This is a genomic window from Flavobacterium pygoscelis (assembly GCF_023162025.1).
GTDB classification, from domain to species: domain Bacteria; phylum Bacteroidota; class Bacteroidia; order Flavobacteriales; family Flavobacteriaceae; genus Flavobacterium; species Flavobacterium pygoscelis.
Window position 1 is genome coordinate 180240 of the sequence record NZ_JALNUB010000007.1, and the last position, 25961, is coordinate 206200.

At 30.6% G+C, this 25961-nt stretch carries 21 protein-coding genes and 1 tRNA gene; 13 read left to right on the top strand and 9 right to left on the bottom strand.

Going from position 1 to position 25961, the window contains the following annotated elements; genetic code table 11:
- Positions 1–113 precede the first annotated feature (113 nt).
- From MW871_RS12530 to MW871_RS12540, 3 genes are all read left to right on the top strand, one after another.
- Entirely contained in the window at positions 114–1463 is a 1350-nt protein-coding gene (locus tag MW871_RS12530) for a sigma-54-dependent transcriptional regulator (protein WP_248428886.1), read from the top strand.
- Positions 1464–1533: 70 nt separating this feature from the next.
- A complete protein-coding gene (locus MW871_RS12535; RefSeq protein ID WP_345799462.1) occupies positions 1534–2796 on the top strand; it encodes a sensor histidine kinase in 1263 nt (420 codons plus the stop codon).
- A gap of 303 nt (positions 2797–3099) precedes the next feature.
- Positions 3100–4509 (top strand): glycosyltransferase family 2 protein, encoded by a 1410-nt coding sequence (locus MW871_RS12540; RefSeq protein ID WP_188050924.1) that lies wholly within the window; start codon positions 3100–3102, stop codon positions 4507–4509.
- A 132-nt stretch (positions 4510–4641) separates the two neighbouring features.
- Here MW871_RS12540 and MW871_RS12545 read toward each other — a convergent pair.
- Positions 4642–4719, bottom strand: a tRNA-Val gene (locus MW871_RS12545).
- Positions 4720–4926: 207 nt separating this feature from the next.
- Between MW871_RS12545 and MW871_RS12550 the strand changes: the two genes are divergently transcribed.
- Positions 4927–6714 carry an ABC transporter ATP-binding protein gene (locus MW871_RS12550; protein ID WP_248428887.1) on the top strand — a complete coding sequence of 596 codons (1788 nt, stop codon included), beginning with the start codon at positions 4927–4929 and terminating at the stop codon, positions 6712–6714.
- Between the two features lie 222 nt (positions 6715–6936).
- Here MW871_RS12550 and MW871_RS12555 read toward each other — a convergent pair whose 3' ends face one another.
- Positions 6937–8106 (bottom strand): proline dehydrogenase family protein, encoded by a 1170-nt coding sequence (locus tag MW871_RS12555; protein ID WP_210646466.1) that lies wholly within the window; start codon positions 8104–8106, stop codon positions 6937–6939.
- Positions 8107–8199: 93 nt separating this feature from the next.
- On the opposite strand from MW871_RS12555, the gene aroB reads away from it, so the two are divergent.
- The 6 genes from aroB to MW871_RS12585 all read left to right on the top strand — a co-directional run bounded on the left by aroB (position 8200) and on the right by MW871_RS12585 (position 15125).
- The gene (aroB, locus tag MW871_RS12560; protein WP_248428888.1) at positions 8200–9267 is read left to right on the top strand and encodes a 3-dehydroquinate synthase; all 1068 of its coding nucleotides are present in this window, start codon (positions 8200–8202) and stop codon (positions 9265–9267) included.
- Positions 9268–9558: 291 nt separating this feature from the next.
- Positions 9559–10959: a type III PLP-dependent enzyme domain-containing protein gene (locus MW871_RS12565; protein ID WP_188050920.1), complete on the top strand. Its 1401-nt coding sequence runs from the start codon at positions 9559–9561 to the stop codon at positions 10957–10959.
- Between the two features lie 101 nt (positions 10960–11060).
- On the top strand, positions 11061–12035 hold the full coding sequence (locus MW871_RS12570) for a deoxyhypusine synthase family protein (protein WP_188050919.1): 975 nt from the start codon (positions 11061–11063) through the stop codon (positions 12033–12035).
- Positions 12036–12042: 7 nt separating this feature from the next.
- The gene (locus tag MW871_RS12575; RefSeq protein WP_248428889.1) at positions 12043–12444 is read left to right on the top strand and encodes a DNA primase; all 402 of its coding nucleotides are present in this window, start codon (positions 12043–12045) and stop codon (positions 12442–12444) included.
- Positions 12445–12527: 83 nt separating this feature from the next.
- Positions 12528–14639: a DNA helicase RecQ gene (gene recQ / locus MW871_RS12580; RefSeq protein ID WP_248428890.1), complete on the top strand. Its 2112-nt coding sequence runs from the start codon at positions 12528–12530 to the stop codon at positions 14637–14639.
- Positions 14640–14648: 9 nt separating this feature from the next.
- Positions 14649–15125 (top strand): DNA-deoxyinosine glycosylase, encoded by a 477-nt coding sequence (locus tag MW871_RS12585; RefSeq protein ID WP_248428891.1) that lies wholly within the window; start codon positions 14649–14651, stop codon positions 15123–15125.
- 1 nt (position 15126) lies between these two features.
- Here the strand turns inward: MW871_RS12585 and MW871_RS12590 are convergent, their stop codons facing one another.
- From MW871_RS12590 to MW871_RS12605, 4 genes are all read right to left on the bottom strand, one after another.
- The gene (locus MW871_RS12590) at positions 15127–15642 is read right to left on the bottom strand and encodes a DinB family protein (protein WP_210646461.1); all 516 of its coding nucleotides are present in this window, start codon (positions 15640–15642) and stop codon (positions 15127–15129) included.
- 12 nt (positions 15643–15654) lie between these two features.
- Positions 15655–18240, bottom strand: coding sequence for a phosphoenolpyruvate carboxylase (locus tag MW871_RS12595; RefSeq protein WP_248428892.1), 2586 nt, complete (start codon positions 18238–18240; stop codon positions 15655–15657).
- Positions 18241–18336: 96 nt separating this feature from the next.
- Positions 18337–18816 carry an Lrp/AsnC family transcriptional regulator gene (locus MW871_RS12600; RefSeq protein ID WP_066082003.1) on the bottom strand — a complete coding sequence of 160 codons (480 nt, stop codon included), beginning with the start codon at positions 18814–18816 and terminating at the stop codon, positions 18337–18339.
- A 78-nt stretch (positions 18817–18894) separates the two neighbouring features.
- Complete coding sequence (locus tag MW871_RS12605) at positions 18895–20049, bottom strand: M14 family metallopeptidase (RefSeq protein ID WP_248428893.1); 1155 nt, start codon at positions 20047–20049, stop codon at positions 18895–18897.
- A gap of 311 nt (positions 20050–20360) precedes the next feature.
- Here MW871_RS12605 and MW871_RS12610 point away from each other — a divergent pair, with 311 nt between their 5' ends.
- Entirely contained in the window at positions 20361–20837 is a 477-nt protein-coding gene (locus MW871_RS12610) for a helix-turn-helix domain-containing protein (RefSeq protein ID WP_248428894.1), read from the top strand.
- Positions 20838–20870: 33 nt separating this feature from the next.
- Here MW871_RS12610 and MW871_RS12615 read toward each other — a convergent pair whose 3' ends face one another.
- Positions 20871–21425, bottom strand: coding sequence for a 1-acyl-sn-glycerol-3-phosphate acyltransferase (locus MW871_RS12615; RefSeq protein WP_188050912.1), 555 nt, complete (start codon positions 21423–21425; stop codon positions 20871–20873).
- Between the two features lie 61 nt (positions 21426–21486).
- Here MW871_RS12615 and MW871_RS12620 point away from each other — a divergent pair, with 61 nt between their 5' ends.
- Positions 21487–22152, top strand: coding sequence for a spermidine synthase (locus tag MW871_RS12620; RefSeq protein ID WP_248428895.1), 666 nt, complete (start codon positions 21487–21489; stop codon positions 22150–22152).
- Here MW871_RS12620 and kdsB read toward each other — a convergent pair whose 3' ends face one another.
- On the bottom strand, positions 22153–22878 hold the full coding sequence (kdsB, locus tag MW871_RS12625) for a 3-deoxy-manno-octulosonate cytidylyltransferase (protein ID WP_248428896.1): 726 nt from the start codon (positions 22876–22878) through the stop codon (positions 22153–22155). It lies immediately after the preceding gene.
- A gap of 99 nt (positions 22879–22977) precedes the next feature.
- Between kdsB and MW871_RS12630 the strand changes: the two genes are divergently transcribed.
- Positions 22978–23784 (top strand): hypothetical protein, encoded by an 807-nt coding sequence (locus MW871_RS12630; RefSeq protein ID WP_248428897.1) that lies wholly within the window; start codon positions 22978–22980, stop codon positions 23782–23784.
- 708 nt (positions 23785–24492) lie between these two features.
- Here the strand turns inward: MW871_RS12630 and MW871_RS12635 are convergent.
- A complete protein-coding gene (locus tag MW871_RS12635) occupies positions 24493–25914 on the bottom strand; it encodes an ATP-dependent DNA helicase (RefSeq protein ID WP_248428898.1) in 1422 nt (473 codons plus the stop codon).
- Between the last annotated feature and the right edge of the window lie 47 nt (positions 25915–25961).

The following is a 25961-nucleotide window of genomic DNA, read 5'->3' on the forward strand; positions in this document are numbered from 1 at the left end:
ATTTAAAAAATTATTCTATATGTCCATTATTGAACACTATTTGTCCGTAAACGAACACTATTATAATTGACACTATTTTAATAGAAGCTTAAAAAATAAAATATACGCCGTAAATGAAAAAAACAAATGCCTCCATTTTAATAATCGACGATCAAGAAGACATTCTTTTTGCTTCAAAAATGTTCTTGAAAAAACATTTTGAAACTATTTTCACCCTTAGCAATCCAAAAAATGTAGTCGATTTATTAGCTCAAAATAAGATTGACGTCGTTTTATTAGACATGAATTACCGAATAGGTTTTGAAGATGGTAAAGAGGGTTTGTATTTATTGAAAGAGATAAAAACACTTTCGCCACGAACTGTAGTCATTTTAATGACGGCTTTTGGTAAAGTAGAAACCGCTGTCGAAGGATTAAAATCGGGCGCTTTTGATTATATTTTGAAACCTTGGGAAAATGAAAAATTGCTCGAAGTAGTCAAACAAGCCGTACACAAATCCCGTAAAGACCAAAAGAAATGCGATTCTAATTACTCCGATATTGAGTTTTTTACAGGAACTTCAGAAGTAATAAAAAAAGTTTACGCTGTGGCGGATAAAGTAGCCAAAACCGATGCAAATGTGCTGATTTTAGGTGAAAATGGAACCGGAAAATTTGTTTTATCACATTATATCTTTAGTCAATCCGAACGAAAGGAAAACCCATTTATTCATGTTGATTTAGGTTCTTTAAACACCAATATTTTTGAAAGTGAACTCTTTGGCTATGCCAAAGGTGCTTTTACGGATGCTAAAGTAGATACACCTGGACGTTTTGAAATGGCTCAAAATGGAACGATTTTTCTAGACGAAATAGGAAATGTGCCGCTTCATTTACAATCAAAACTACTGCAAGTTATTCAAACCAAAACAGTAACTAGATTAGGTGAATCGAAAGCTAGACCTTTGAACGTAAGGATTATTACTGCGACAAATTTGAATTTGAAGGAAGAAGTAGCCCACAAAAATTTCCGAGAAGATTTGTATTACCGCATTAACACGATGGAAATTATCTTACCACCTTTGCGAGAAAGAGACGCTGATAAAATACCGTTGGCAGAATATCTGTTGAAAAAAATGAGTTCTAAATATCAGCGAGAAGCCATTACTTTTGACGAAAAAGTAATCGATGCAATCGAAAAACACGCTTGGAATGGTAACATTCGGGAAATGGAAAACAGAATAGAACGTGCAGTAATTTTATGTGAGAACGATACAATTACTGTTTCTGACTTAGATTTAGACCAACTAACCGCGTACGATGAAAATACAACCGATCATCAACTTTGGTCAATTGAAAAAAATACCGTTGAAAAAGCGCTCTTAAAAAACAACAATAATATCAGTAAAACGGCAGAAGACTTAGGATTATCAAGAGGTGCATTGTACCGCCGTTTAGAAAAACATAACATTAGCACTAATTAATATGTTTAAATCTTTTAAAATTTACAATCTGCTTTTTGCACGATTGATTCTGATTCTTTTAATGAGTGCAATGTCTATTTTTCTATTTGAAAAAGAACTTATTTTCACTTCTACTTTTGTAGTTTTCATCGTAGTATTGCTTGTTATAGAACTTTATTTTCATGTTAAAAATGTATTTTCTATTTACGACAGAACCATTACTTCTATCTTAAAAAATGATTTTACTGCTGATTATTCAACTTATAGCGGCTATAAAAACTATGTAGAATTATTTCATTTATATGAAAGTTTAAAACACAAGCAAAAAGAAGAAACTTCAAAAGACATTGTGTATCGTTCGATTTTAAATAATATAGATAGCGGAATTATTATTCTACAAAAAGAAGAAACCGATTGGAAAATATTTTTGATGAATGATTACTTTTCTAAACATTTTCAGGTTCCTAAGGTTTCCAAGTGGAAATATCTTAAAAATCAATTGCCGTCTTTGTGCCAGATCATTGAAGATCATCAATTTCAGGAACTTAAAACCTCATTAGAAATACGTGTCAATCAGCAAGATAACCAAACTTTTGCGTTACAAACCTCAAGAAGTGAAATTTACAATCAAGATTATTTTATTGTTTTATTAGATTCTATCCAAAATGTGATTGAGAAAAAAGAAAAAGAAGCGTGGATTAATTTGATGAAAGTCATTTCTCATGAACTTTTAAATTCGATCACTCCTATTCGATCGCTTTCGCAAAATTTACAAGATTTAGTACAACAAGAAACCATTTCTACAGAAGATTTAGACGACATGAAAAATAGTGTAGCGGCAATGCTTAGAAGAAGCGATCATTTGCAGCAGTTTGTAGAAAGTTACCGAAAATTAGCGATGTTGCCTTCTCCCAAAAAAGAAAAAATCAAGTTGCACGACCTCATTCACAATAGTCTACAATTGATGGCGCCACTTTTTAAACAAGAACAAATTGAAGTGATTAACACTATTGCTTTAAACCATAACTTAAATATTGATTTTCAACAAATAGAACAAGTTTTGATCAATCTGTTTACCAATTGCAAGTATGCTTTAAAAGAAGTGTCAAAAAAGCAAATCTATCTATCGGCTGAAGCTAAAGAAAACAGAGTTTTTATATACATTTCAGATAATGGAAATGGTGTTGAAAAAGAGATTGAAAATAAAATATTCTTGCCGTTTTTTACAACTCGTAAGGAAGGTGCCGGAATTGGCTTGACCTTGTCTAAAAACATAATCGAATCGCATGGTGGCTATTTGGCTTACCGAAAGGATAATAACAAAACTACTTTTGTTATTTGTTTGGTTGATTAACAGTTTATCAAATAATTATATAAAACCTCCAAAGAGCAACCTTTGGAGGTTTTTTTTGTAATAATCCATTTATAATTTATATGATATTATTCAAAATAAGATTTTAGTATTAGATTTTTTTTAAGTCATTTTTTATCATTTACACACCACAAATAATGAGTAATTGTCTCAAAGTGGGTAATTTTTACACAGTGATAAATAGTAATAGTATTTGCAAGTGTTTGATTTACAATTAGAAATCGATTAGGAACAAAAATTGCTAAATATTTAAAAAATAATTACACATCATTTTAGTCCTTTACCATGAGAACACAAACCATAACAACCGCTGACATTTTATTTGCTAATAAGGAAATAGCATCTACACCTAAAACTACCACTTCAAAAAGTGCTATTGCCAATCGAATTGTTTTATTAGCTACAATGCTATTATTGATTGGTGGTGCTGCATTAGTATATTTTTTGCAACCCCATTTTTATAATTTTAATCAAAGCAGAATCAACTCTCCTATCGGATTAACATTTCTTATCATAACAACGGGTTTACTTGTATTTAAGGTTTTATTTTTACTATATAATGCTTATTTGTACTTACAATATAAGCCTATTGCCTCTGTCAGTGACGAATTATTGCCTACTTGTACCGTAATTGTACCCGCTTATAACGAAGGAAATTTAGTTTTTCAAACTTTATTAAGTATTGCTAATAGTGATTTCCCAAAACATAAATTACAAATTCTAGCGATCGATGATGGTAGTAAAGACGATACTTGGTATTGGATGAATAAAGCTAAAGAACAATTAGGAGATCAAATAGTTGTTTTTCAACAACCGGAAAACAAAGGAAAAAGACATGCACTTTACCGTGGATTTAATTTAGGAACTGGTGAAATATTTGTTACTATTGATAGTGATTCAATTATTAAAACGGATACTTTAAGAAACTTAGTTAGTCCATTTGTAAAAGATGCCAATTGTGGTGCTGTAGCTGGAAATGTTCGTGTACTAAACAATAAAACTGCTATTTTACCTAAAATGTTGAATGTGAGTTTTGTAATGAGTTTTGAATTTGTACGATCTGTTGAAAGTCAATTAGGAAGTGTACTTTGTACTCCTGGAGCCTTGGCTGCTTATAGAAGTTCTGCTGTTTTTGAATGCCTTCCAGAGTGGATTAATCAAACTTTTATGGGAAGCGCATCGGATATTGGTGAAGACAGAGCAATGACAAATATGATTTTAAAACAAGGGAAAAAAGTACTTTTTCAAAGAAATGCACTAGTTTTAACAGACGTTCCAGAAAAATACCAAGGATTGTATAAAATGTTCATTCGTTGGGGAAGAAGTAATGTTCGTGAAAACCTGGCCATGGCCAAATATGTATTTACCGACTTTAAAAAGGAATCTAAAGCGGGAACTAGATTGTTATTCATTAATCAGTTTTTAACATTAGTAATGACCTACCCTTTTTTAATTTTTATGTTGTTTTTTATAGTGGTTCATCCATTACTATTTATAAGTTCTACACTTTTAGGAATACTTATTGTGTCTAGTTTTCCTGTTCTTTTTTATGCTAAAAGATACAGCGCAGCAGAATCATTGTGGGCCTATGCTTATAGTGTTTTATATACTTTTGGTTTATTCTGGATTCCACCTTATGCCATTGCAACAGCAGGTCGCAGTGGTTGGTTAACTAGAGAGCTTTCTCAAAAATAAATTTTATGTTGTAATTAAAAAAGCCACTTTTGAAAGTGGCTTTTTTTTGATTTAAAACGAAATTTTACAATAATTCTATCTTTTATAAAACTCATAAAATAAAAAAACTCCTTAATTTCTTAAGGAGTTTCTTGGTGGGCGATGAGGGGTTCGAACCCCCGACCCCCTCGGTGTAAACGAGGTGCTCTGAACCAGCTGAGCTAATCGCCCTTTCGGGTTGCAATGTCTTTCGTTATTGCGAGTGCAAATATACAGCTCCATTTCGATTTCACAAGCATTATTTTAAAATAAATTGATATTTTTTTTCCGAAATTTGCTTTCACACTCTTTAACAGCATTTTAAATAAGAAATGAATCTGAATCATTTTTTTGTATTCACTTCTTATAGTCTTACATTTGCTTCACAAATAAAAAAAAATGGGAAGATTCAAAGAAAATGATTTACCAAAATCAAAAATTACAGCAAGTTCACTCAATAAAGCAAAAATAATTTTTAAATATGCAGGCAATAATAGCTGGAAATTCTATGTTGGTCTTGTTTTTTTATTACTAACCAGTGTAACGGCATTGGCTTTTCCTAAATTTATGGGAATGCTAGTGGATTGTGTCAATAAAAAAGACAGCCATTTAGCCAATCAAATTGCACTTGGCCTTGGATTGGTATTGATATTGCAATCCGTTTTCTCCTTTTTTAGATTGTCTTTGTTTGTCAATTTTACCGAAAATACCTTGGCAAATGTTCGGTTGGCTCTTTATACTAATTTAGTAAAATTACCAATGACGTTTTTCTCTCAAAAACGCGTTGGAGAATTAAATAGTAGAATAAGCAATGACATTACACAAATACAAGATACATTAACTACAACAATAGCCGAATTTCTGCGTCAATTTATATTGATCATTGGAAGTTTTATTATGTTAGCAAGCATCAATGTCAAATTAACCATTATGATGGTTTCTGTAGTGCCTTTAGTAGGTGTTGCAGCGGTATTTTTTGGTAGATTTATTAGAAAATATTCTAAAAGAGTGCAAGATCAAGTTGCCGAAAGTCAGGTTGTGGTTGAGGAAACCATGCAAGGTATAAGTATTGTAAAAGCTTTCGCTAATGAATGGTATGAAATAGCACGTTATAAAGAGAGAATTAAGGAAGTTGTAAAAATTGCTATTCAAGGTGGTCAACTTAGAGGTTATTTTGCCTCTTTTATCATTATTTGTTTGTTCGGAACTATTGTAGCGGTAGTTTGGTACGGCGTACAGTTAAGTATTGCAGGAGAAATTACCGTTGGAGAATTATTCACCTTCATCTTGTATTCTAGTTATGTAGGCGCTTCCTCTGGTGGAATTGCAGAATTGTATGCTCAAATGCAAAAAGCCATTGGTGCGACGGAACGAGTTTTTGAACTATTAGAGGAAACTCCTGAAAAAATAAATGCCGTTAAAAATAATACTTCTCTTGAAAAAATAAAAGGAAACGTAACGTTCAAAAACGTAGCGTTCAGTTATCCATCTAGAAAAGAAATCAAAGTTTTAAAAAATGTAAACTTTACCGCTAATTTTGGTCAAAAAATTGCAATAGTAGGACCTAGTGGTGTAGGAAAATCGACTATTGCCTCGTTATTATTACGTTTTTATGATATCGAAGGTGGAGAAATATTAATTGACGGAAAAAACATTTCTGATTTCGATTTAGAAAACTTACGTGGAAATATGAGTATTGTTCCTCAAGATGTAATCCTTTTTGGAGGAACCATAAAAGAAAATATCGCTTATGGAAAACCAGATGCTTCAGATGAAGAAATTCTTTTGGCAGCAAAACAAGCCAATGCCTTTAACTTTATTGAAGGTTTTCCGGAGAAATTTGAAACGATTGTAGGTGAAAGAGGAATTAAATTATCAGGAGGACAAAGACAACGTATTGCTATTGCTCGCGCTTTACTTAAAAATCCAAGTATTTTAATACTAGATGAAGCCACTTCCTCTTTAGATAGCGAAAGTGAAAAATTAGTTCAAGAAGCATTAGAAATTTTGATGGAAGGAAGAACAAGTATTATAATTGCTCACCGTCTTTCTACAATTCGCAGCGCTGATCAAATTTTAGTGTTGGATAATGGAGTGATTTCTGAACAAGGAACCCATCAAGAGTTAATTGGTTTAGAAAACGGGATTTATAAAAATTTAAGCAACTTACAGTTTAGTACTACTTAGAATCCTCTCCCCATCCCTCTCCAAAGGAGAGGGTGATTAGATAGAAAAACATTGGGTTCCAAAGTAAAAATTTACAATAATCGAAATATAAAATATTTTATTGCTATTCATGACCATCTCAAATTGATATAGAAATTAGAAATAACACTAAAGCAAAAAGCTCCAGTTTTTCAATTGGAGCTTTTTTGTATATTTAAAATTCTGACTCGTTAAAACTGAAAATTATTTCCCTTTTCTTCTATTTCTCTCTGATTTGATCATTGATAATTCACGACTCGTTTGTCCTGCTACTGAAGTATTTTCTTCAGCACGACGAATGAGGTACGGCATAACATCCTTTACAGGACCAAATGGAAGATATTTAGCCACATTATAGCCATTAGCAGCCAGATTGTAACTAATATTATCACTCATGCCATATAACTGTCCAAACCAGAATCTGTCATCATTGGCGTTTATTCCTTTTTCCTTCATAATATCCATGAGCTTATAAGTACTCAATTCGTTATGTGTTCCTGCAAAAATGGACATCATTCCCAAATGATCAGCCATATAACGCACCGTATCATCATAATTTTTATCAGTAGCCTCTTTAGTCTCGCAAATTGGAGACGGATATCCTTTTTCTATTGCTCTTGCAATTTCTTTTTCCATGTAGGCACCGCGAACTAATTTCATTCCAATAAAAAAACCTTCATTTTTAGCTTTTTCATGTAATTTTTTCAAATAATCCAAGCGATCCCAACGGTACAATTGTAAGGTATTAAAAACAATTGCTTTCTCTTTATTGTACTTGCGCATCATATCAGTTACTAAATCATCAGCTGCATCTTGCATCCAAGTCTCCTCGCCATCAATTAATAAGGCTACATTTTTTTTATGTGCTTCGCTACAAACTAAATCAAAACGAGCCACTACTCTATTCCATTCTGCTTGTTCATCTGCGTTTAAAGCTGTTTTTTCTCCAATTTTTTCATACAGTTCAAAACGTCCAAAACCGGTTGGCTTAAAAACAGCAAATGGGATCGCTTTACGTTCTTTGGCAAATTCAATAGTTTTTAGCGTCATCTCTAATGCAGCATCAAACTGATTTTCTTCTTCTTTTCCTTCAACAGAATAATCCAAAACAGACGAAACTCCTTTAGTATACATTTTATCAACTACGGATAAACAGTCATCTTCATTTACACCACCACAAAAATGGTCAAAAACAGTAGCACGAATCAATCCTTCGACAGGAAGATTTGCTTTTAAGGCAAAATTAGTAACTGCAGTTCCTATCCTAACTAAAGGTTGATTGTCAATCATTTTAAAAAGAAAATAAGCTCTATCTAGTTCCGTATCGCTTTTTAATGAAAATGCAACTTGTGTATTATCGAATATTTTTTCCATTTTTTTGTGAAATTTTTGTACAAATATAAAGAGAGTTTTAAATATTATTCAGCAAAAATTACCTTATTTTGCCATTACTATAAATTATTTAAGATGCAATCAATTCAAGCCAACGGATATCCAATTCATTTCAACGAAAAAGCATACGAAGCTTTAAACCTTCATTTAAAAGAAAACAAATATTCTAATCTTTTTATTTTAGTGGATAGCAATACAAATGAGTCTTGCTTACCAAATTTATTACCTCTTTTAGAAACGGATTTAAACATTGAAATAATTGAATTTGAAGCAGGAGAATCGAATAAAAACATCGAAACTTGCGTTCAAATCTGGAACGTACTAACGGAACTTGGAGCTGATAGAAAAACTCTTATAATTAATTTAGGTGGTGGAGTTGTTACGGATTTAGGTGGCTTTGTAGCCTCTACCTTCAAAAGAGGAATAGATTTTATCAACATTCCCACTACTTTGTTAGCGATGGTAGACGCATCAGTTGGAGGAAAAAACGGAGTTGATTTAGGCAATTTAAAAAACCAAATTGGAGTTATAAACGTTCCTAGTTTGGTTCTTATAGATACTCAATATCTTGAAACACTGTCTCAGAACGAAATGCGATCCGGTTTAGCCGAAATGCTAAAACACGGTTTAATTTATGATAAAAACTATTGGGAGCAATTTTTGGATTTGAAAGCCATTGATTTTGCTGATTTTGATCAACTAATATACCGTTCCGTTGAAATTAAAAATGAAATTGTAACTCAAGATCCTACAGAAAAAAACATTCGAAAATCTTTGAATTTTGGACATACTTTAGGGCATGCAATAGAAAGTTACTTTTTAGAAAATGAAAATAAAACTACTTTATTGCATGGAGAAGCGATTGCCGTAGGAATGATTTTAGAAAGTTATATTGCTTTGCACAAAAACTTGATTAGTAAAGCAGAGTATCATCAAATAAAAGCAAGCCTAAAATCAATATATGAAACTATTATTTTTGAAGATAATGACATCGAACCTATCCTTGATTTACTTATTCATGACAAAAAAAATGAATATGGTACGATACAGTTTGCTTTGATAGAAGGTATCGGAAAAATAAAGATCAATCAATCCGTTGAAAATGAATTAATTCTTAATGCCTTTGAGGATTATAAATCTTAATTTTATTTTTATAAAAAGGAAGCATACTGTTTATAATATTTTTTTACATTTGCATCAATGAAAAAGTGTCAAAATAAACCCAATTATAGTTCTAATAAAACGCGAAACAATATGTCTTTTCTAAGGATATTGAAACGCTTTTATTCTATTAAAGGAAACTTTAGTTTTGATATTTTTCAGTACTTGAAATCTGATCATGAGAAATTACAGATTATTTATGCTAATATTCGGGTTTGAATTATAGATTTATTTGTTTTAAAATATTCTAATCTCTAAAATTCAAAAAATCTAATGAATACAAAATATTCTGATTTAATCAATCAAACTTACTATTTTCCTCAAGAGGAATTCAAACTTAATAAAGACAATCTTCAGTTTCACAATATCGATTTGATGAGCTTGGTTGAAAAATATGGTACGCCATTAAAATTCACCTATTTACCTCAAATATCAAACAATATCAATAAAGCCAAAGGCTGGTTTAGAAAGTCGATGGAAAAAAATAAGTACGAAGCTAAATATTTTTACTGCTATTGTACCAAGAGTTCTCATTTTGAATATATCATGAATGAGGCTTTCAAAAACAATATTCACATTGAAACCTCTTCTGCTTTTGATATTAATATTGTTGAGAATTTACTTGAAAATGGTAAAATCAATAAAAGCACTTATGTAATATGTAATGGTTTCAAAAGAGATCAATATGTAGAAAATATTGCTCGATTGATCAACAACGGTCATAAGAATACTATTCCTATCATTGATAATTACGAAGAATTAGATTTACTGCAAGCAGAAATTAAAGGAAAATTTAAAATTGGAATTCGTATTGCTGCCGAGGAAGAACCTAAATTTGAGTTTTATACTTCAAGACTTGGAATTGGATACAAAAACATTGTTAGTTTTTATAAAAAACAAATTCAAGAAAATAAAAATTTGGAACTGAAAATGTTGCACTTTTTTATCAATACAGGAATAAATGATAATGCGTATTACTGGAATGAATTAGTAAAATGTATTAAAGTATATGTTGCCTTAAAAAAAGAATGTCCATCGTTAGACGGATTGAACATTGGTGGTGGTTTCCCTATAAAAAATTCACTTGCATTTGATTTTGATTATCAATACATGATTGACGAAATCATCAATCAAATTAAAATTGCTTGTGACGAAGCTGAAGTTGATGTTCCGAATATTTTTACCGAATTTGGATCTTTCACAGTTGGAGAAAGCGGCGGTGCTATTTATCAGATTTTGTATCAAAAACAGCAAAATGATAGAGAAAAATGGAACATGATTGACTCTTCTTTCATTACCACTCTTCCTGATACTTGGGCAATCAACAAACGTTTTATCATGCTAGCTGTAAATCGTTGGAATGATACTTACGAAAGAGTGTTATTAGGAGGAATGACTTGTGATAGCGACGATTATTACAACTCTGAGCAGAATATGAATGCCATTTACTTACCTAAATACAATAAGGAAAAACCTTTGTATATTGGATTTTTCAATACGGGAGCGTATCAAGAAACAATTGGTGGTTACGGAGGATTACATCACTGTTTGATTCCACAACCTAAACATATTTTAATAGATAGAGATGAAAATGGTATATTAGCTACCGAAGTATTCTCAGAACAGCAAACTGCTGAAGATGTTTTAAAAATATTAGGTTACGATAAAAAATAAAAACAAACCTTTTTTAATTACGCTACTATTCAAATTTATTTTATTAGATTTGGATAACTACTTTACAACTAAATAATTACAAGATTTTAAATTAAATAAAAATGAGCAAAGGACCAATTAGTCAGTTTATTGAAAAGAATTATTTGCATTTTAATGCAGCTGCCTTAGTAGATGCTGCAAAAGGATATGAAGAGCATTTATTAGATAATGGCAAAATGATGATTACCCTTGGTGGTGCGATGAGTACTGCTGAACTTGGAAAGTCATTAGCAGAAATGATACGCCAGGATAAAGTACATATTATCTCTTGTACTGGTGCAAACCTTGAAGAAGATATCATGAACTTAGTAGCTCATAATTCTTATAAGAGAATTCCAAATTACAGAGACTTGACGCCTCAAGAAGAAAGAGACTTGTTAGACAATCACTTTAATCGTGTAACGGATACTTGTATTCCTGAAGAAGAAGCTTTTAGAAGATTGCAATCTCATTTATTTGATATTTGGAACAAGGCAGATAAATCAGGAGAGCGTTATTTTCCTCATGAATTCATGTACCAAATGATTAATTCTGGAGTTCTAGAACAGTATTATGAAATAGATCCTAAAGATTCATGGATGGTTGCTGCAGCCGAAAAAAATCTTCCAATAGTAGTTCCAGGTTGGGAAGACAGTACCATGGGAAATATTTTTGCTTCTTATTGTATCAAAGGAGAATTCAAGCCAACAACAACAAAAAGTGGAATTGAATACATGATGTGGTTAGCAGATTGGTATCCTAAAAACTGTAGTGGTAAAGGAATTGGTTTCTTCCAAATTGGTGGTGGTATCGCCGGTGATTTCCCTATTTGTGTTGTACCAATGTTAGATCAAGATTTAGAAGTAGAAAATGTTCCGTTTTGGAGCTATTTCTGCCAAATCTCAGATTCTACTACGAGTTATGGTTCGTATTCGGGAGCAGTTCCTAATGAAAAAATTACTTGGGGTAAGTTAGATATTTCAACTCCTAAGTTTATTATAGAGTCAGATGCAACAATAGTAGCACCTTTAATTTTCGCTTATTTATTAGACCTATAGCATATTTATGAAAAGAGTAATAGTTGATTACGCAAAACTTACAAACGAAATTTTAAACCTTCTAGTAGAAAAATTTCCAGACGGTTATGATGATTCTAACATCATTAGTTTTAGAAACGCAAAAAATGAATTGATTGAAGCAGTCGAAGTGCGAACTGAAGATACTATTTATTTAGTAAAAGTAAGTACTAAGCTATCTGATAGGATTGAAAATTACGATGAAGATGATGAAATGTTAATTGACGAAGTAGTAGAACCGATCAAAGGTCTTGACTTAGACGATGACATCGAAGATGATGACGAAGATGAAGTTATCGACAAACCTGATACTGGTGATGACGAAGATGATGAAGATGGAGATGATAAGGATTTTTCTGATGATGAAGAAGATCAAGATGATGAAGATTAATAAATCTTAATTATAATACTATTTAAAAGGAACTCTCAATTGAGTTCCTTTTTTTATTACTTTAGGTTTAAATATACGCCAAAATGAAAAATCAAATTTTACACGACACTTTAAAGGAAAACTTTGGTTTTGAAAAATTCAGACCCAATCAGGAAGATATAATTAATTGTGTATTATCTGGACAAGATACACTTGCCATTATGCCTACAGGTGGTGGAAAATCAATTTGTTTTCAATTGCCTGCCTTATTATTCCCCGGAATTACCATCGTGATTTCTCCACTTATCGCTTTGATGAAAGATCAAGTAGATAGCTTAAAAGCAAATGGGATCGAAGCTTGTTTTATAAATAGTAGCCAAACCGAAGAAGAGCGTCAATTTTTCATAGAGAAATTACAATCTAATCTTATTAAATTAGTTTATATCGCTCCAGAAAGTTTATCGTTTTTGGACAATATTTTCAATAGCTTGACAATAAGCTTAATTGCAATTGACGAAGCACATTGTATTTCAGCTTGGGGACATGATTTTAGACCCGCTTATACCAATTTAGGGTATCTTAAAAATCGCTTCCCTTCTACTCCAATCTTAGCTTTAACTGCCACTGCGGATAAAGCTACACGTAAGGATATTAGCGATCAATTAAACTTAATAAATCCTACTGTATTTGTAGCATCATTCGATAGGAAAAATCTAAGTTTAGAAGTGCGTCCCGCTTTAGATCGTGTAAAAAAAATTATAGATTTTATAAAAGAAAAACCAAACGAGTCAGGAATTATTTATTGTTTGAGTCGAAAAACAACCGAAGAACTTGCCGAAAAATTACAAAAAGTTGGTGTAAATGCTAAAGCATATCATGCAGGTTTAGACAATAAAATTCGATCCAAAACACAAGATGAATTTATTAATGATGATTGCCAAGTAGTTTGTGCAACCATTGCTTTCGGAATGGGAATTGATAAATCGAATGTACGTTGGGTGATTCATTATAATTTACCTAAAAATATAGAAGGCTATTACCAAGAAATTGGTCGTGCAGGTCGCGATGGTTTACCTTCTGAAACGGTTTTGTTCGAAAGTTACGGCGATCTAATTCAGCTTCAAAAATTTGCATCACAAGGTTTGAATGCTGAAGTGCAACTAGCAAAGTTAGAACGCATGAAACAATATGCGGATGCCTTAAGCTGCAGACGTAAAATTTTACTTTCTTATTTTGGGGAACTCGTTACGGAAAATTGTGGGAATTGTGATATTTGTAAAAATCCGCCTTTATTTTTTGATGGAACTGTAATTGCTCAAAAAGCATTATCAGCAATAATACGCTTACAAGAAAGCGAACCATTACCCGTTATTGTTGACTTTTTGCGAGGTTCTAAAAATGCTTATATTTTTGAGAAGGAATATCAAAACCTAAAAACCTACGGCGTTGGCGCAGATCTTTCCTGGTACGACTGGAACCAATACTTAATCCAATTGATTAATTTAGGTTATTGTGAAATTGCCTTTCACCAACAAAATAAAATTAGATTAACGGCTTTTGCAAAAAAAGTATTATTTGAAGGTGAAAAAGTACAATTGACAACCGTGCAAAAAATTAATATTGAGAAGCAAGAAGTCAAAGAAAAAAAATCAAAATCAGTTGCTAATTCACTATTTGAAACCTTACGCAAATTACGTTATGAAATCTCAAAGGAAGAAGAAGTTCCTGCTTATGTGATTTTTAGTGATGCGGCTTTACGCCAAATGGAAACCGAACGTCCTATGAGCGAACAAGAATTATTAGCGATTGATGGTGTTGGAAAAGCAAAGCTAGAAAAGTATGGCGATGCGTTTATCAAAGCTATTATTGATTTTCAGAAAACAAATGCAGTTAAAAAAAAGAAGGAAACATCTACCTACAAAGAGACTTTAGAATTGTATCAAAATGGATTATCTGCTGAAGCCATTGCTGAAAAACGAAAATTAGGACTAAGCACTATTATGTCTCATTTAGCCAAATTATATCTTGACGGCGTTTATATTGATTTGAAAGCTTTCGTTTCTGATGATGAAGTAAATAATATTGCAAAAGCAAAAATAAAACTAGAATCGCCAGCAACCTTAAAGCCCTATTTTGATTATTTTGAAGAAAAAATGGATTATGGAAAAATCCGATTAGCATTAGCTATACTTGAAAAAGAAAGTGCTTTAATTTAAATTTAAAATATGATTCATTCCTTCCCGCCTTTTGTAAACATAGACACTGAAATTTTGATTTTAGGAACGATGCCTGGAATCGCCTCTTTAGAAAAGCAAGAATATTATGCACATCCTAGAAATCATTTTTGGAAAATAATCTACACCCTTTTCAATAATTTACCTGTGTCAGATCTTTTTGAAGAAAAGATAAACTTTCTCCAAGATCATAAAATCGGATTATGGGATGTTTTAGAAAATTGCGAAAGAAAAGGAAGTCTAGACATTCATATCAAAAACCATAAAGAAAATGATTTTGAAATGCTATTTGAAAAATTTCCTCAAATAACTAAAATTGTTTTTAATGGGAAAGAAAGTCATAAGTACTTCTTGAAAAAATTTGGCCAAATAAAAGGCATCACGTATTATGTGATGCCTTCTACTAGTCCTGCAAATACAATGTCTTTTGATAAAAAATTAGAAATCTGGTCTGCAATTTTAGACTAAATTACAAATACCTTTCTTCAAAAACTCTTTGATGGTGCTTTTGATGTCCAATCATAATAAAACCTATAGCGCGAACCGATATCCCAGCATTTGAAGCTATTCCTGTTCTTTCTAATTGTTCATTTGAAAAACTTTTAAAAAGATAAATATTTGAATGTCTAACTGCAGACAATTCAGTCAATAAATGCTGAATACTTCTAGTATTTGCCTGTGTATTGTTTACATAGTTATTTTCATCAAAACCGGGTAAAGGTGTTTGATCATTTCTAGAAATACGTAAAGCGCGATACGCAAAAATACGCTCTGTATCGATTACATGCTGAATAATTTCTTTGATTGTCCATTTTCCTTCTGCATAACGAAAATCAAATTTATCCATGGGTATGTTTTGAACAAAACGAATAAACTCATGCAATGAAATTTCTAATTCTTCAATCAAAGTGGCATCTCCCAAAACACTTATGTATGGGAAAAAATATTCTGCATATTCTTTTACTGGTAATTGTGATGCTTTCATTTTATTTATTTTTTAAGCGGAGTTTCTACTCGCATTAGTGTTTCCAAAAAGAGAACGTGTAACAATTTTTTCATACACTTTTATTAACTCCTCGTTGGGTATGTTTTCTTTATTTAATTCATTTATTCTAAGTAAAGCATATTGTTGTATTGTTATCAATGGCAACACAATACGTTCTCTAACATCAATAGAAGCTTTACCATCAGGATAATTTTCCATTAAAGTTTTATGACCTGCAATTTTCAAAAGTAAACGTTCTGTTTCTAAAAATTCATCATAAATAATTTGCCAAAACTCACCAAATTCGGGATCGTTTTTCATATATGCCGTCAGTGGAAAAAATGATTTTGCCAAGGACATCATACTATTTTCCAACAAGGTTTTAAAGAATAATGAATTATTGTATAGATCTTGAACTTTATGCCACTCGTTATTATCTTCAAATTTTTTCAAAGCAGTGCCCAAACCAAAGAATCCAGGAACATTTTGTTTTAATTGACTCCAAGAACCTACAAAAGGAATCGCTCTCAAATCAGCAAAATCTAAACTAGCAGATTGACTTCTTTTAGAAGGACGACTACCGATATTTGTTTTAGCATAATACTTTAACGTACTCATCTGTTCTAAATACGGGATAAATTTTGGATGATTTTTAAAACTTAAATATTTTTCATAACCTATATTCGCTAAAGCATCCAAAATACTTTTCTCCTCTACAGTCAACTCATTTTGCCCTTTATTAAACACCTGATTAGTAACACCAGCGCTTAATAAGTTTTCTAAATTGTACCTACAAGAATCTAAAGTACCAAAATTAGAACTTATTGTCTGTCCTTGAACAGTAATTTGAATTTCATTATTTTCGATATTTGGACCTAAAGAAGCATAAAATTTATGCGTTTTACCACCTCCACGTGCTGGAGGTCCGCCTCTACCGTCAAAGAAAATTACTTTAATACCATATTTTCTAGAAACAGCTGTAAGTTCTTCTTTGGCTTTATAAATACTCCAGTTTGCCATTAAATAACCACCATCCTTAGTTCCGTCTGAGAAACCAAGCATTATCGTTTGCTTGTTTCCTCTATTTTCTAAATGTTTTGCATAAGCGGGATTCAAATATAATTTTTCCATAATAGCATGCGCATTATGCAAATCATCAACCGACTCAAAAAGCGGAATAATATCTACTGTTGGTTCTTGCCAATTGCTTAAACGAAACAACGCAAAAGTTTCCATTACATTTAGTGCGCTCTCATTGTTACTAATTATATAGCGATTTGCACCAAATTCACCATTTCTACTTTGTATGGTTTTTATAACCTGAATCGATTCGATTGTTAATCGTGTTAATTCATTTTCAAAAACTTCCGGATTTAAATCTGCTGAAAGATTTGACAAAACATCAATTTTTTGATCTTCGGATAATTCAAAATAATTTTCTGGAAAAACAGCAGGATTTGTTTTCAAATAATAACCAACAACATCATTAAACACAGCATCATGTATTTTACTATTTTGACGGATGTCTAATGAAGCAAAGTGAAAACCAAAAAGATTTACTTTTATCAAAAGCGCTTCTAATTCATCCAAATATAAAGATTGATGCTTGGCTATAATTATATCTTTAATTGTATTTAATTCAGCTTTAAATTGCTCTAAGGATATAAACAATTCTCCTTTAGAATAAAAAACAGATCTATAAAGCTTTGATTCAAGTTCAGTAACCAAAGTATCTACACCTGAGAAAGTTAATTTTCTTTTTAATTTTCTAATTTCAATATAATAACACTTTAAAATAGAGGTTCTTAATCGTTCTGCAACATTCAAAGTAATTTGAGTAGTAACAAAAGGATTACCATCACGATCGCCTCCTGGCCAAAAACCAAGTTTAATTAATGGGTTTTGTATAGAGTTTCCTTTAAAAATATTTTTTTGCAAATAATGAACCATTTCACCAGAGGTCTCATAAAAAACATTTTCAAGATACCAAATCAAACTCACAGCTTCATCAAAAGGATTCGGTTTTACATCTTTTATAAAGGGAGTTTTACCCAATTGAGCCAACAATAGCTTAATTTCTAATAAATTATTAACTCGAATTGCATTAGTTAAGTCATTTATAATTCCTAAAACTGCGCCTGGATAAAATTGAGTTGGATGCGCCGTTAAAACTGTTCTAACATTAAAATCTTCTAAAAAATCAATTAATTCTTCTTGCTTATTTTTGACATCAGATTTCTCCTTGATATCTCTAAGAGACCCAATTCCTTCCATATTATGTACTGTAGAGAAAGCAGCATCTTCAATAGCATCAAATAAAACCACTTGTCGTTCTATATACTGAATAAAACGAAACATAATATCAATTTTCTCAGCTTCAGAGGCATTTTCTAAATACCTTGTAGCAAAAAAATCCAGTATTTCTTTAGGAGTTTCATGCTTTTTATAACCTGCATCGCATATTTCTGAAAATAAAGGCAGCAAAGCACCTGTATTATCAATAGAATCAAAAGGAAGCGTAATAAAAACACTATTGTAAATATTGTATTTTGACAACACCTCTTGGTTGAAGCGTTCAATTTTAGGTAAAGTGTACATATTGTATAGTTGTGGTTGGTTTAGTTAAATAAACTGTCATAAAAAAACCCCAAGTGTAAACTTGAGGTTATATTTATTATATAGCATTCAAGAACATTACATATTTTTGAAAATAGTATGCATCAAACGCTTCTTATCATTAATACTTTCTTCAAGAGAGATCATAGTTTCTGTTCTATAAACACCATCGATATCATCAATCATAAAAATCACATCCTTAGCATGTTTGGTATCTTTAGCTCTAATTTTACAGAAGATATTAAATTTTCCTGTAGTAACAGAAGCTACAGTAACGTAAGGAATTTCATTAATACGCTCTAAAACGAATTTAGTTTGAGAGGTATTGTTTAGAAAAACACCAACATAAGCAATAAAAGAGTATCCTAATTTATCATAATCAAGAACTAATGAAGATCCCATTATGATACCTGCATCTTCCATTTTTTTCACTCTAACATGCACCGTTCCTGCAGAAATCAATAACTTTTTTGCTATATCTGTAAAAGGAACTCTTGTGTTATCGATCAACATGTCCAATATCTGGTGATCTACTTCATCTAAACGAAATTTACTCATAATTCTAAAATTAATTTTTTTTAATTGCTTTAACAAAGTATAAAATTATATATAAAAAATAACAAAAAGATACAAATATTACGTTTTTATCATTCCGTTAACAAATTTTACATTATTTCCTAAATAAAAATTAGCTTTTTGGTTTAATTTTGGAATGTTATCTAAATCATCTTTGTAAGAAGCACCTTTCGCATCGTACTCAAAATGACCATAATAATGTTCTAAATTTCCTATTTGAGAAAAATAGGCATTAAAGCAAACTTCATTGTCAATTAATTCTTCTTTGTATTGTGCTGCAAAATTGGTGATTTTTTCAATACCATCATAACTTATTTTGATGTTTTTATAAATAAAATCATAAAAAACGACTTTATTTTGAGGAATATTCAAGTATTTGCCAATTCCATTAACAACTATAACGTTTTCGTAAAGTACAGAAAAACTACTCATTAGCGCCATAAAAACAAATTTACGCGTCTCTTCTCGCTGATAATCATCTTGAAAATGACCCGCTTCGAACAATAAAGTAGGAACTCCTAAGTACTGAAAAGTATCACCAATACAGTTAATATTAAACGAATCATCAAAGCGACCTATCTGATTAGGTAAATAAGACTGTAGCTTTTCGTTAATTGCAGCAATTAAATCAATTGATTTCATTCGTGATTCATTCACATCTCTATTCTCATTGAATGATGGCGCCAAAAAGGATAAGGTTGCAGGCTTCCCGGTGTCGGCTACACCAAAAATAGTACGTTGATCATGAAGATTAAAGCAAAAATCAGGCTTAAACGCATCAAAAGTAGCTCGTAAAAACTTACTTTCTGGCTGCGTAAGTACCTGTGAATCTCTATTAAGATCTACATCATTAGCATTTGATCTTGTATATAAAGCAGCTCCATCTGGATTTAACATTGGAATACATAAAAAAGTAAAATTCGTTAACAAATGATTAGCCAAGGTTTCATCGCTTTTTAGATAATTCAAAAAGTCAAACAATCCTTTTGTAGTAGTACTTTCATTTCCGTGCATTTGGGACCACAAAAAAATCTTAGTCTTTCCTATACCTATTTGATAGGAGTATATAGGTTTATCGAGGACAGATTTTCCGATTACTTTTAATTCATTATTACTGTTTAATTTATTCAATAAAGGTTCTATTTCTACTAAAGTGATATATCTACCACTGATAGATCTTTCTTTATTTTTATCAAATAATGCTATTAAATTCATGCTGATTTATTTAGTTTACAAAAGTAAACATCTTTATATTTACATTTGTAAACAACAAATAATATGCTTATTTCAATAGTGTAAACAGTTTATTTTACTTTTGTATTATAGCTAGAGTGATGATTAATGACAAATGTTACCGTTGTTAAAATAATTAACTAAATAACAGTAAATCAATATGTTAAAACCTATCGATTAAAGTGTTTATTAGCTAAAAATTACATTAAAAGTATAATTTACAACTGTAATTTAGGAAAATAGATAGCTTTTGATTACATTTGTAAATAGTTATCTTTCAATATTAATTTACAATGGTAAACATAGAGGATTTTATAAAAAGGCTTGAAATTATATTAGATTATTATAGCCTAAACGCTTCTTCTTTTGCTGATAAAATAGGTGTACAACGCTCTAGTTTGTCTCACCTACTTTCAGGAAGAAACAAACCAAGTTTGGATTTTGTACTTAAAATTTTAGAAGTTTTTCCAGATATAGATTTATATTGGATTTTGAATGGGAAAGGAAGTTTTCCTAAAAACACAGCAGAACAGCAAACGGCAGGAAAAGCGACGGAACTCTTAAATGAAAAAAATAGCACTACTCTATTTAATGAACCAATTAGTGCCCAAGATTTATTTTCGGAAAATCAAATTCCAGATCCTGTTCTTATATCAGGATCAAAGAAAATTGAAAATCAAAATTTTAACAAACAAAACGATTCGGAAGAAATTGATAAGATTGTAGTTTTTTATAAAAATGGAACTTTTAAGAGTTATCGTCCCAATTAACGTAAAAAATGATTTGAATGAATTGAAATGAATTTATTCTACACTATACCCCTTTTCTGGTATTTTACCTTTTACTCCAACAAAATGTTTTTTCAAAACTGCCAAATCTGAATCAAGATCTCCAGTAGGATAAACGGGCTTGCCTAAATTAACTTCTTTTTTACCAAAATCAAATGCAACCGGAACAATTGGAACATTGGCTTTAAGAGCAATGTAATAAAATCCTGTTTTAAGCTCGTTCGTTTTATTACGCGTTCCTTCTGGAGCTACAGCCAATCGAAAAACTTCTTTACGTTCAAATATAGCAGCAATCGAATCTACTTTATTTAAACCTCCAGAACGATCTAATGGTTCTCCTCCCATATATCTAAAATAGGATCCTAATGGAAAACGAAATAATTCTTTTTTGCCCACAAAGTTCATTTCTAATCCAGTAATCCCTCTAGTAAAAATTCCTAAATAAAAATCATGCGCACTCGTATGAGGCAACACCATCATAACACATTTTTTAAGATCGTGATCTATTGTTCCTACTATTTTCCAACCCATAAGGTTGAAAAAAATCCATTTATATATTTGTTTTTTCATTCTTTAATTTTTTGCACAAAATAAATAATTTAAATCCTATTTTTGGGCAAAACTGCTAGCAATGATAAAAAAAATATTAAGCTATTTAATTCCAATAAAAATCTATACTTCAAAATCTTCCTTAAGTAATGCCATAGAGGTTACTTGGGCTAATGGTGAACTTGTATTAGACTCACAAAATGCTAATTATTCATATGGTAGTTTACAAAGAATCTTGCGATTAGGATTAAAAAATATCGGATATGACAAAATAGTGTCTATGAATCATATTTTAGTTTTGGGAGTTGCAGGAGGAAGCGTAATAAAAACGCTAGTAGATGAAATTAAATTCAAAGGCAAAATTACTGGTGTCGAAATTGATCCCGAAATAATAAAAATAGCTAATACTTTTTTTAAATTAGATACTGTAGAAAACCTGCAAATTGTAATTGATGATGCTTTTGAATATGTTTTAAAAACAAAAAACAAATACGATTTAATTATCATAGATGTTTTTCAAGATACTTCGATGCCTGCTTTTTTGTTTGAAAATTTTTTTACCAAACGAATTTGCTATTTATTAAGAAGTCGTGGAGTTGTGCTTTTTAATACTATGATTTTAAATCAAAATCAAAATCTAAGAAATAAAAAATACGTTTCTGAATTTTACGAAAGTGATTTTAAAATTAGAACTATCGCCAGAGTAGAACAACATAATGAGTTAATTGTAATTGATAAGCTAACTTAATCATAGCATTTTTCTAGCTTTTTCTAAATCTTCTAAGGTATCAATTCCAATTCCAACATGAGTAGTTTCGACCATTTTGATGCGTTTTCCAAATTCTAAATAACGCAATTGTTCCAGCTTTTCAGAAGCTTCTAGCGATTTCATTGGCAAGCTGTAAAAATCCAATAAGGCTTGTTTTCTAAAAGCATAAATTCCTATGTGCTGCATATACCGAACACCTACATTTTTCTCTCTAGCATAAGGAATAACCGAACGTGAAAAATACAAGGCAAACTGGTTTTGATCTACAACCACTTTTACATTATTGGGATTATTTATTTCTTCATCCTCTTTTATTTCGCGCATCAAAGAGGCTAAGTCTATTTTTTTATCGGCATCTTTTTTGAAAAATTCAATCAATTCTTTTAATGGTTCTGAATTTATAAATGGCTCATCTCCTTGTACATTGACTACAATATCTACATCAATACTTTCAACAGCTTCTGCAATACGATCACTCCCCGATTCGTGTTCCTTGATACTCATAATCGCTTTACCATTATGAGAAATAATTTCATTGTAAATCAATTCTGAATCGGTTACCACAAAAACATCATCAAATAAATTTGTTTCTACAGCAGCTTCGTATGTTGTTAAAATCACTGTTTTTCCTCCTAAATCCTGCATTAATTTGGCTGGAAATCGTGTTGATGCGTAACGTGCGGGTATAACTGCTATTATTTTCATTTTTATGTTTTAATGCTAAGACAAAAATAGAACTATTTTTAAATTATCATCAAAAACATTATATCTTTAAATTTTTATTAATTAATAAGTAAATCCTGTATGAAGTCAATTTATATTGTTCTTTTTTTATTTTTAGTTTCTTGTAGTCCTATTAAAGTAAAAGATTTTAATTATGATTACACACAAGAGATTGTTGGCAAAATAAAGTCGATAGATATTAAAAAATACGAATACAAATTCATAAAAAAAGATACCGTTAACTTGGTTAAAAAGACGATTTTAAATTTTGACGTTAACAAAAATTTGAAGAATGAAAAATTCTTCACAGAAACTGAAAAAAAAGAGATTAGCTATAAGTATGTCAATGGATTAATTATCCAAAAAGAGGTAATTTCAGATAATGATACTACGATTATTGACTATAAATACGATGAAGCAAATAATTTAATTGAAGAAAAATCATCTGACAAAAATGGACTATATAATATTACTACTCAAGCTTTTGATAAATATCATAATCCCATTGAAATAAACAAGAACTTCGCTAATAAAATAAAACAAACAATTCAAATCGAATATAATTATAAAAAAAACTACTTTATCAGTAAGAGTTTTATAGACACCTTAAGCTATACCAAATTAGAATCTAAAAAATATTTTGATAAAAAAGGATATATTATAAAAATTCACGATATTAAATCTAAAACAAATGCTAACTATTTTACGTTTGAAATTGATAAAAAAGGAAACCTAAATACAAAAAAATATTATAAAAGCGATGGTACAATTATTGAAACCGTAGCATTTAAAAATGATTATGATAACAGGGGTAATATAATTAGTAGAGAACGATTTTTAAATAATAAATTAGTTGACAAAACTATTTACGAAATAACTTATTATTGATAATACATTTTTTTAAAAAAATATTTGATTAATTAGTTTTAGTTAGACTTACATATAATTCAATATGAATTTGAAAAAAACGACAGATGTAATAATTTTTAAGGAAAAAAAAAGTGCAGTTAAATATTGGTATTATTTAATATGTATTGTTATCTCTCTAATTTTTAATAGTTACTTTATACTTTTTAGTTCCATTATAACTTTATTTGTATTATCGAGAAATATTTTTCTGATTGACAATTCAGTAAGCAAATTGAATTTAAGATACAGTACTTTAATATTAATGAATAGAGGTATACTTAAGTATAATGATATTGATACTATTGAAAAAATTAAATTTTCTGTATTCTTTGAATTCTATAAGCTAAAACTTTATCAATATTGTGATTCTAACAGATGTTCAAATATCAAATACGGAATTAAAATAAATTTAAAAAATGGAAAATCAATTATTGTTCCATCCCAAAAACCTGAAGAACTTAAAAAAAACATTGAATTACAAATTAAAGAAAACTGCTCCTTACCCGGTTATTTAGTGTGATTGTAATTTTTAATATAATATAAAAAATATCTTTGCAATTGAAAAAAAAATAGTTCTAATGCGAAAATATGGAGTCTTTAATACTGAAGAAAACAAAAGCACTAATTCCAAACAATTATCAACAAACAGAATTATTTTAAGAAAGCATTGTAGTTGCATCAGTAAAATTACTCCACAAAACTTTCGTCTTTAAATCCTATCAAATACAATTTATTCTTGGCTCTAGTCATTGCGGTGTACAACCATCTGATATAATCTCTGTTGATTCCGTCTGGCAAATACGGTTGTTCTATAAAAACCGTATTCCATTGACCACCTTGGGACTTATGACAGGTTATTGCATACGAAAATTTAACTTGAAGTGCATTAAAATATTCATTCGCTTTTACTTTTTGAAACTGTTTAAATTTGGTTTCACCTTCATAATCCTTCAACACTTCTTGATACAATCGATTCGATTCTTCATAGGTTAATGATGGCGATTCGCTCTTTATAGTATCCATTAACAAAACTGTTTCAATAGGTTTTTGATCGGGATAATCGATCATTCTAATTTTAACTTTCGCAAACTTAAAACCATACAATTCTTTGATATTAAAAATTTCTAAAACTTCTATAATATCACCATTGGCAATAAAACCCGCTTCATCAGAATCCTTTAACCAAAAATAATTATTTTTCACCACCATCAAAAAATCTCCCGAAGACAGTTCGCTTTCCTTGTCTAAAATTTTAGTTCTAATTTGTTCGTTATATTGATTGGCCCTTTTATTAGAACGAACAATAAAAGCGGTATCTTCAATACTATAATTACTGTACGCCGAATTTATTGCATCTTGAATATCATATCCATCTGTTAGTCGAATAATATCTTTGAATTTTTTTACATCAAATTTGAATTCATTGATGAAAGAATCTTTCAATAATTCTCGAAGTTCCGTAGCATTGTGCAAAATTCCCGAATTTTCTTCCTGACGCATTACTTCGTCTAGTTCGATATGTTCTACTTCTTTGTCATAATTCATTCCTAAAGTACGAATATCTAAAGCGGGACTAATATCTAGATTTACTGGAGGTAATTGTGCCGTATCTCCCAGTAAAATCATCTTGCAATTTTTTCCTGAGTACACATATGAAATCAAATCATCCAACAAAGAACCATTTTCATATAATTTTGAGTCAGAATTGGTATCTGAAATCATCGAAGCTTCATCGACTATAAAAATCGTATTGGTATGTTTGTTTTGCTGTAAGGTAAAGGAGACGCCGCCACCTGAAGATTTTTTAGGAAAATAAATCTTTTTATGAATTGTAAAAGCAGGTTTATCCGAATAATTGGCAATTACTTTCGCCGCACGACCTGTTGGTGCCAGCAAAACATATTTCTTGTTGATGTCTAATAAGCTATTTACTATCGTAGAAATTACTGTTGTTTTTCCAGTTCCAGCATACCCTTTTAGGACAAAAATGGTTTTATTTTCGACTTCAGTCAAAAAAATAGCGATTTTTTGAAAAAAAATATCTTGTTTATAAGTAGGTTGAAACGGAAATTTTCTCTGTAAAAGACTGTAAAACAAGGAGGAATTCATCTGGGAATAGGTTGAAAAATGAATTTCAAAGATAGGGTTTCCATTTT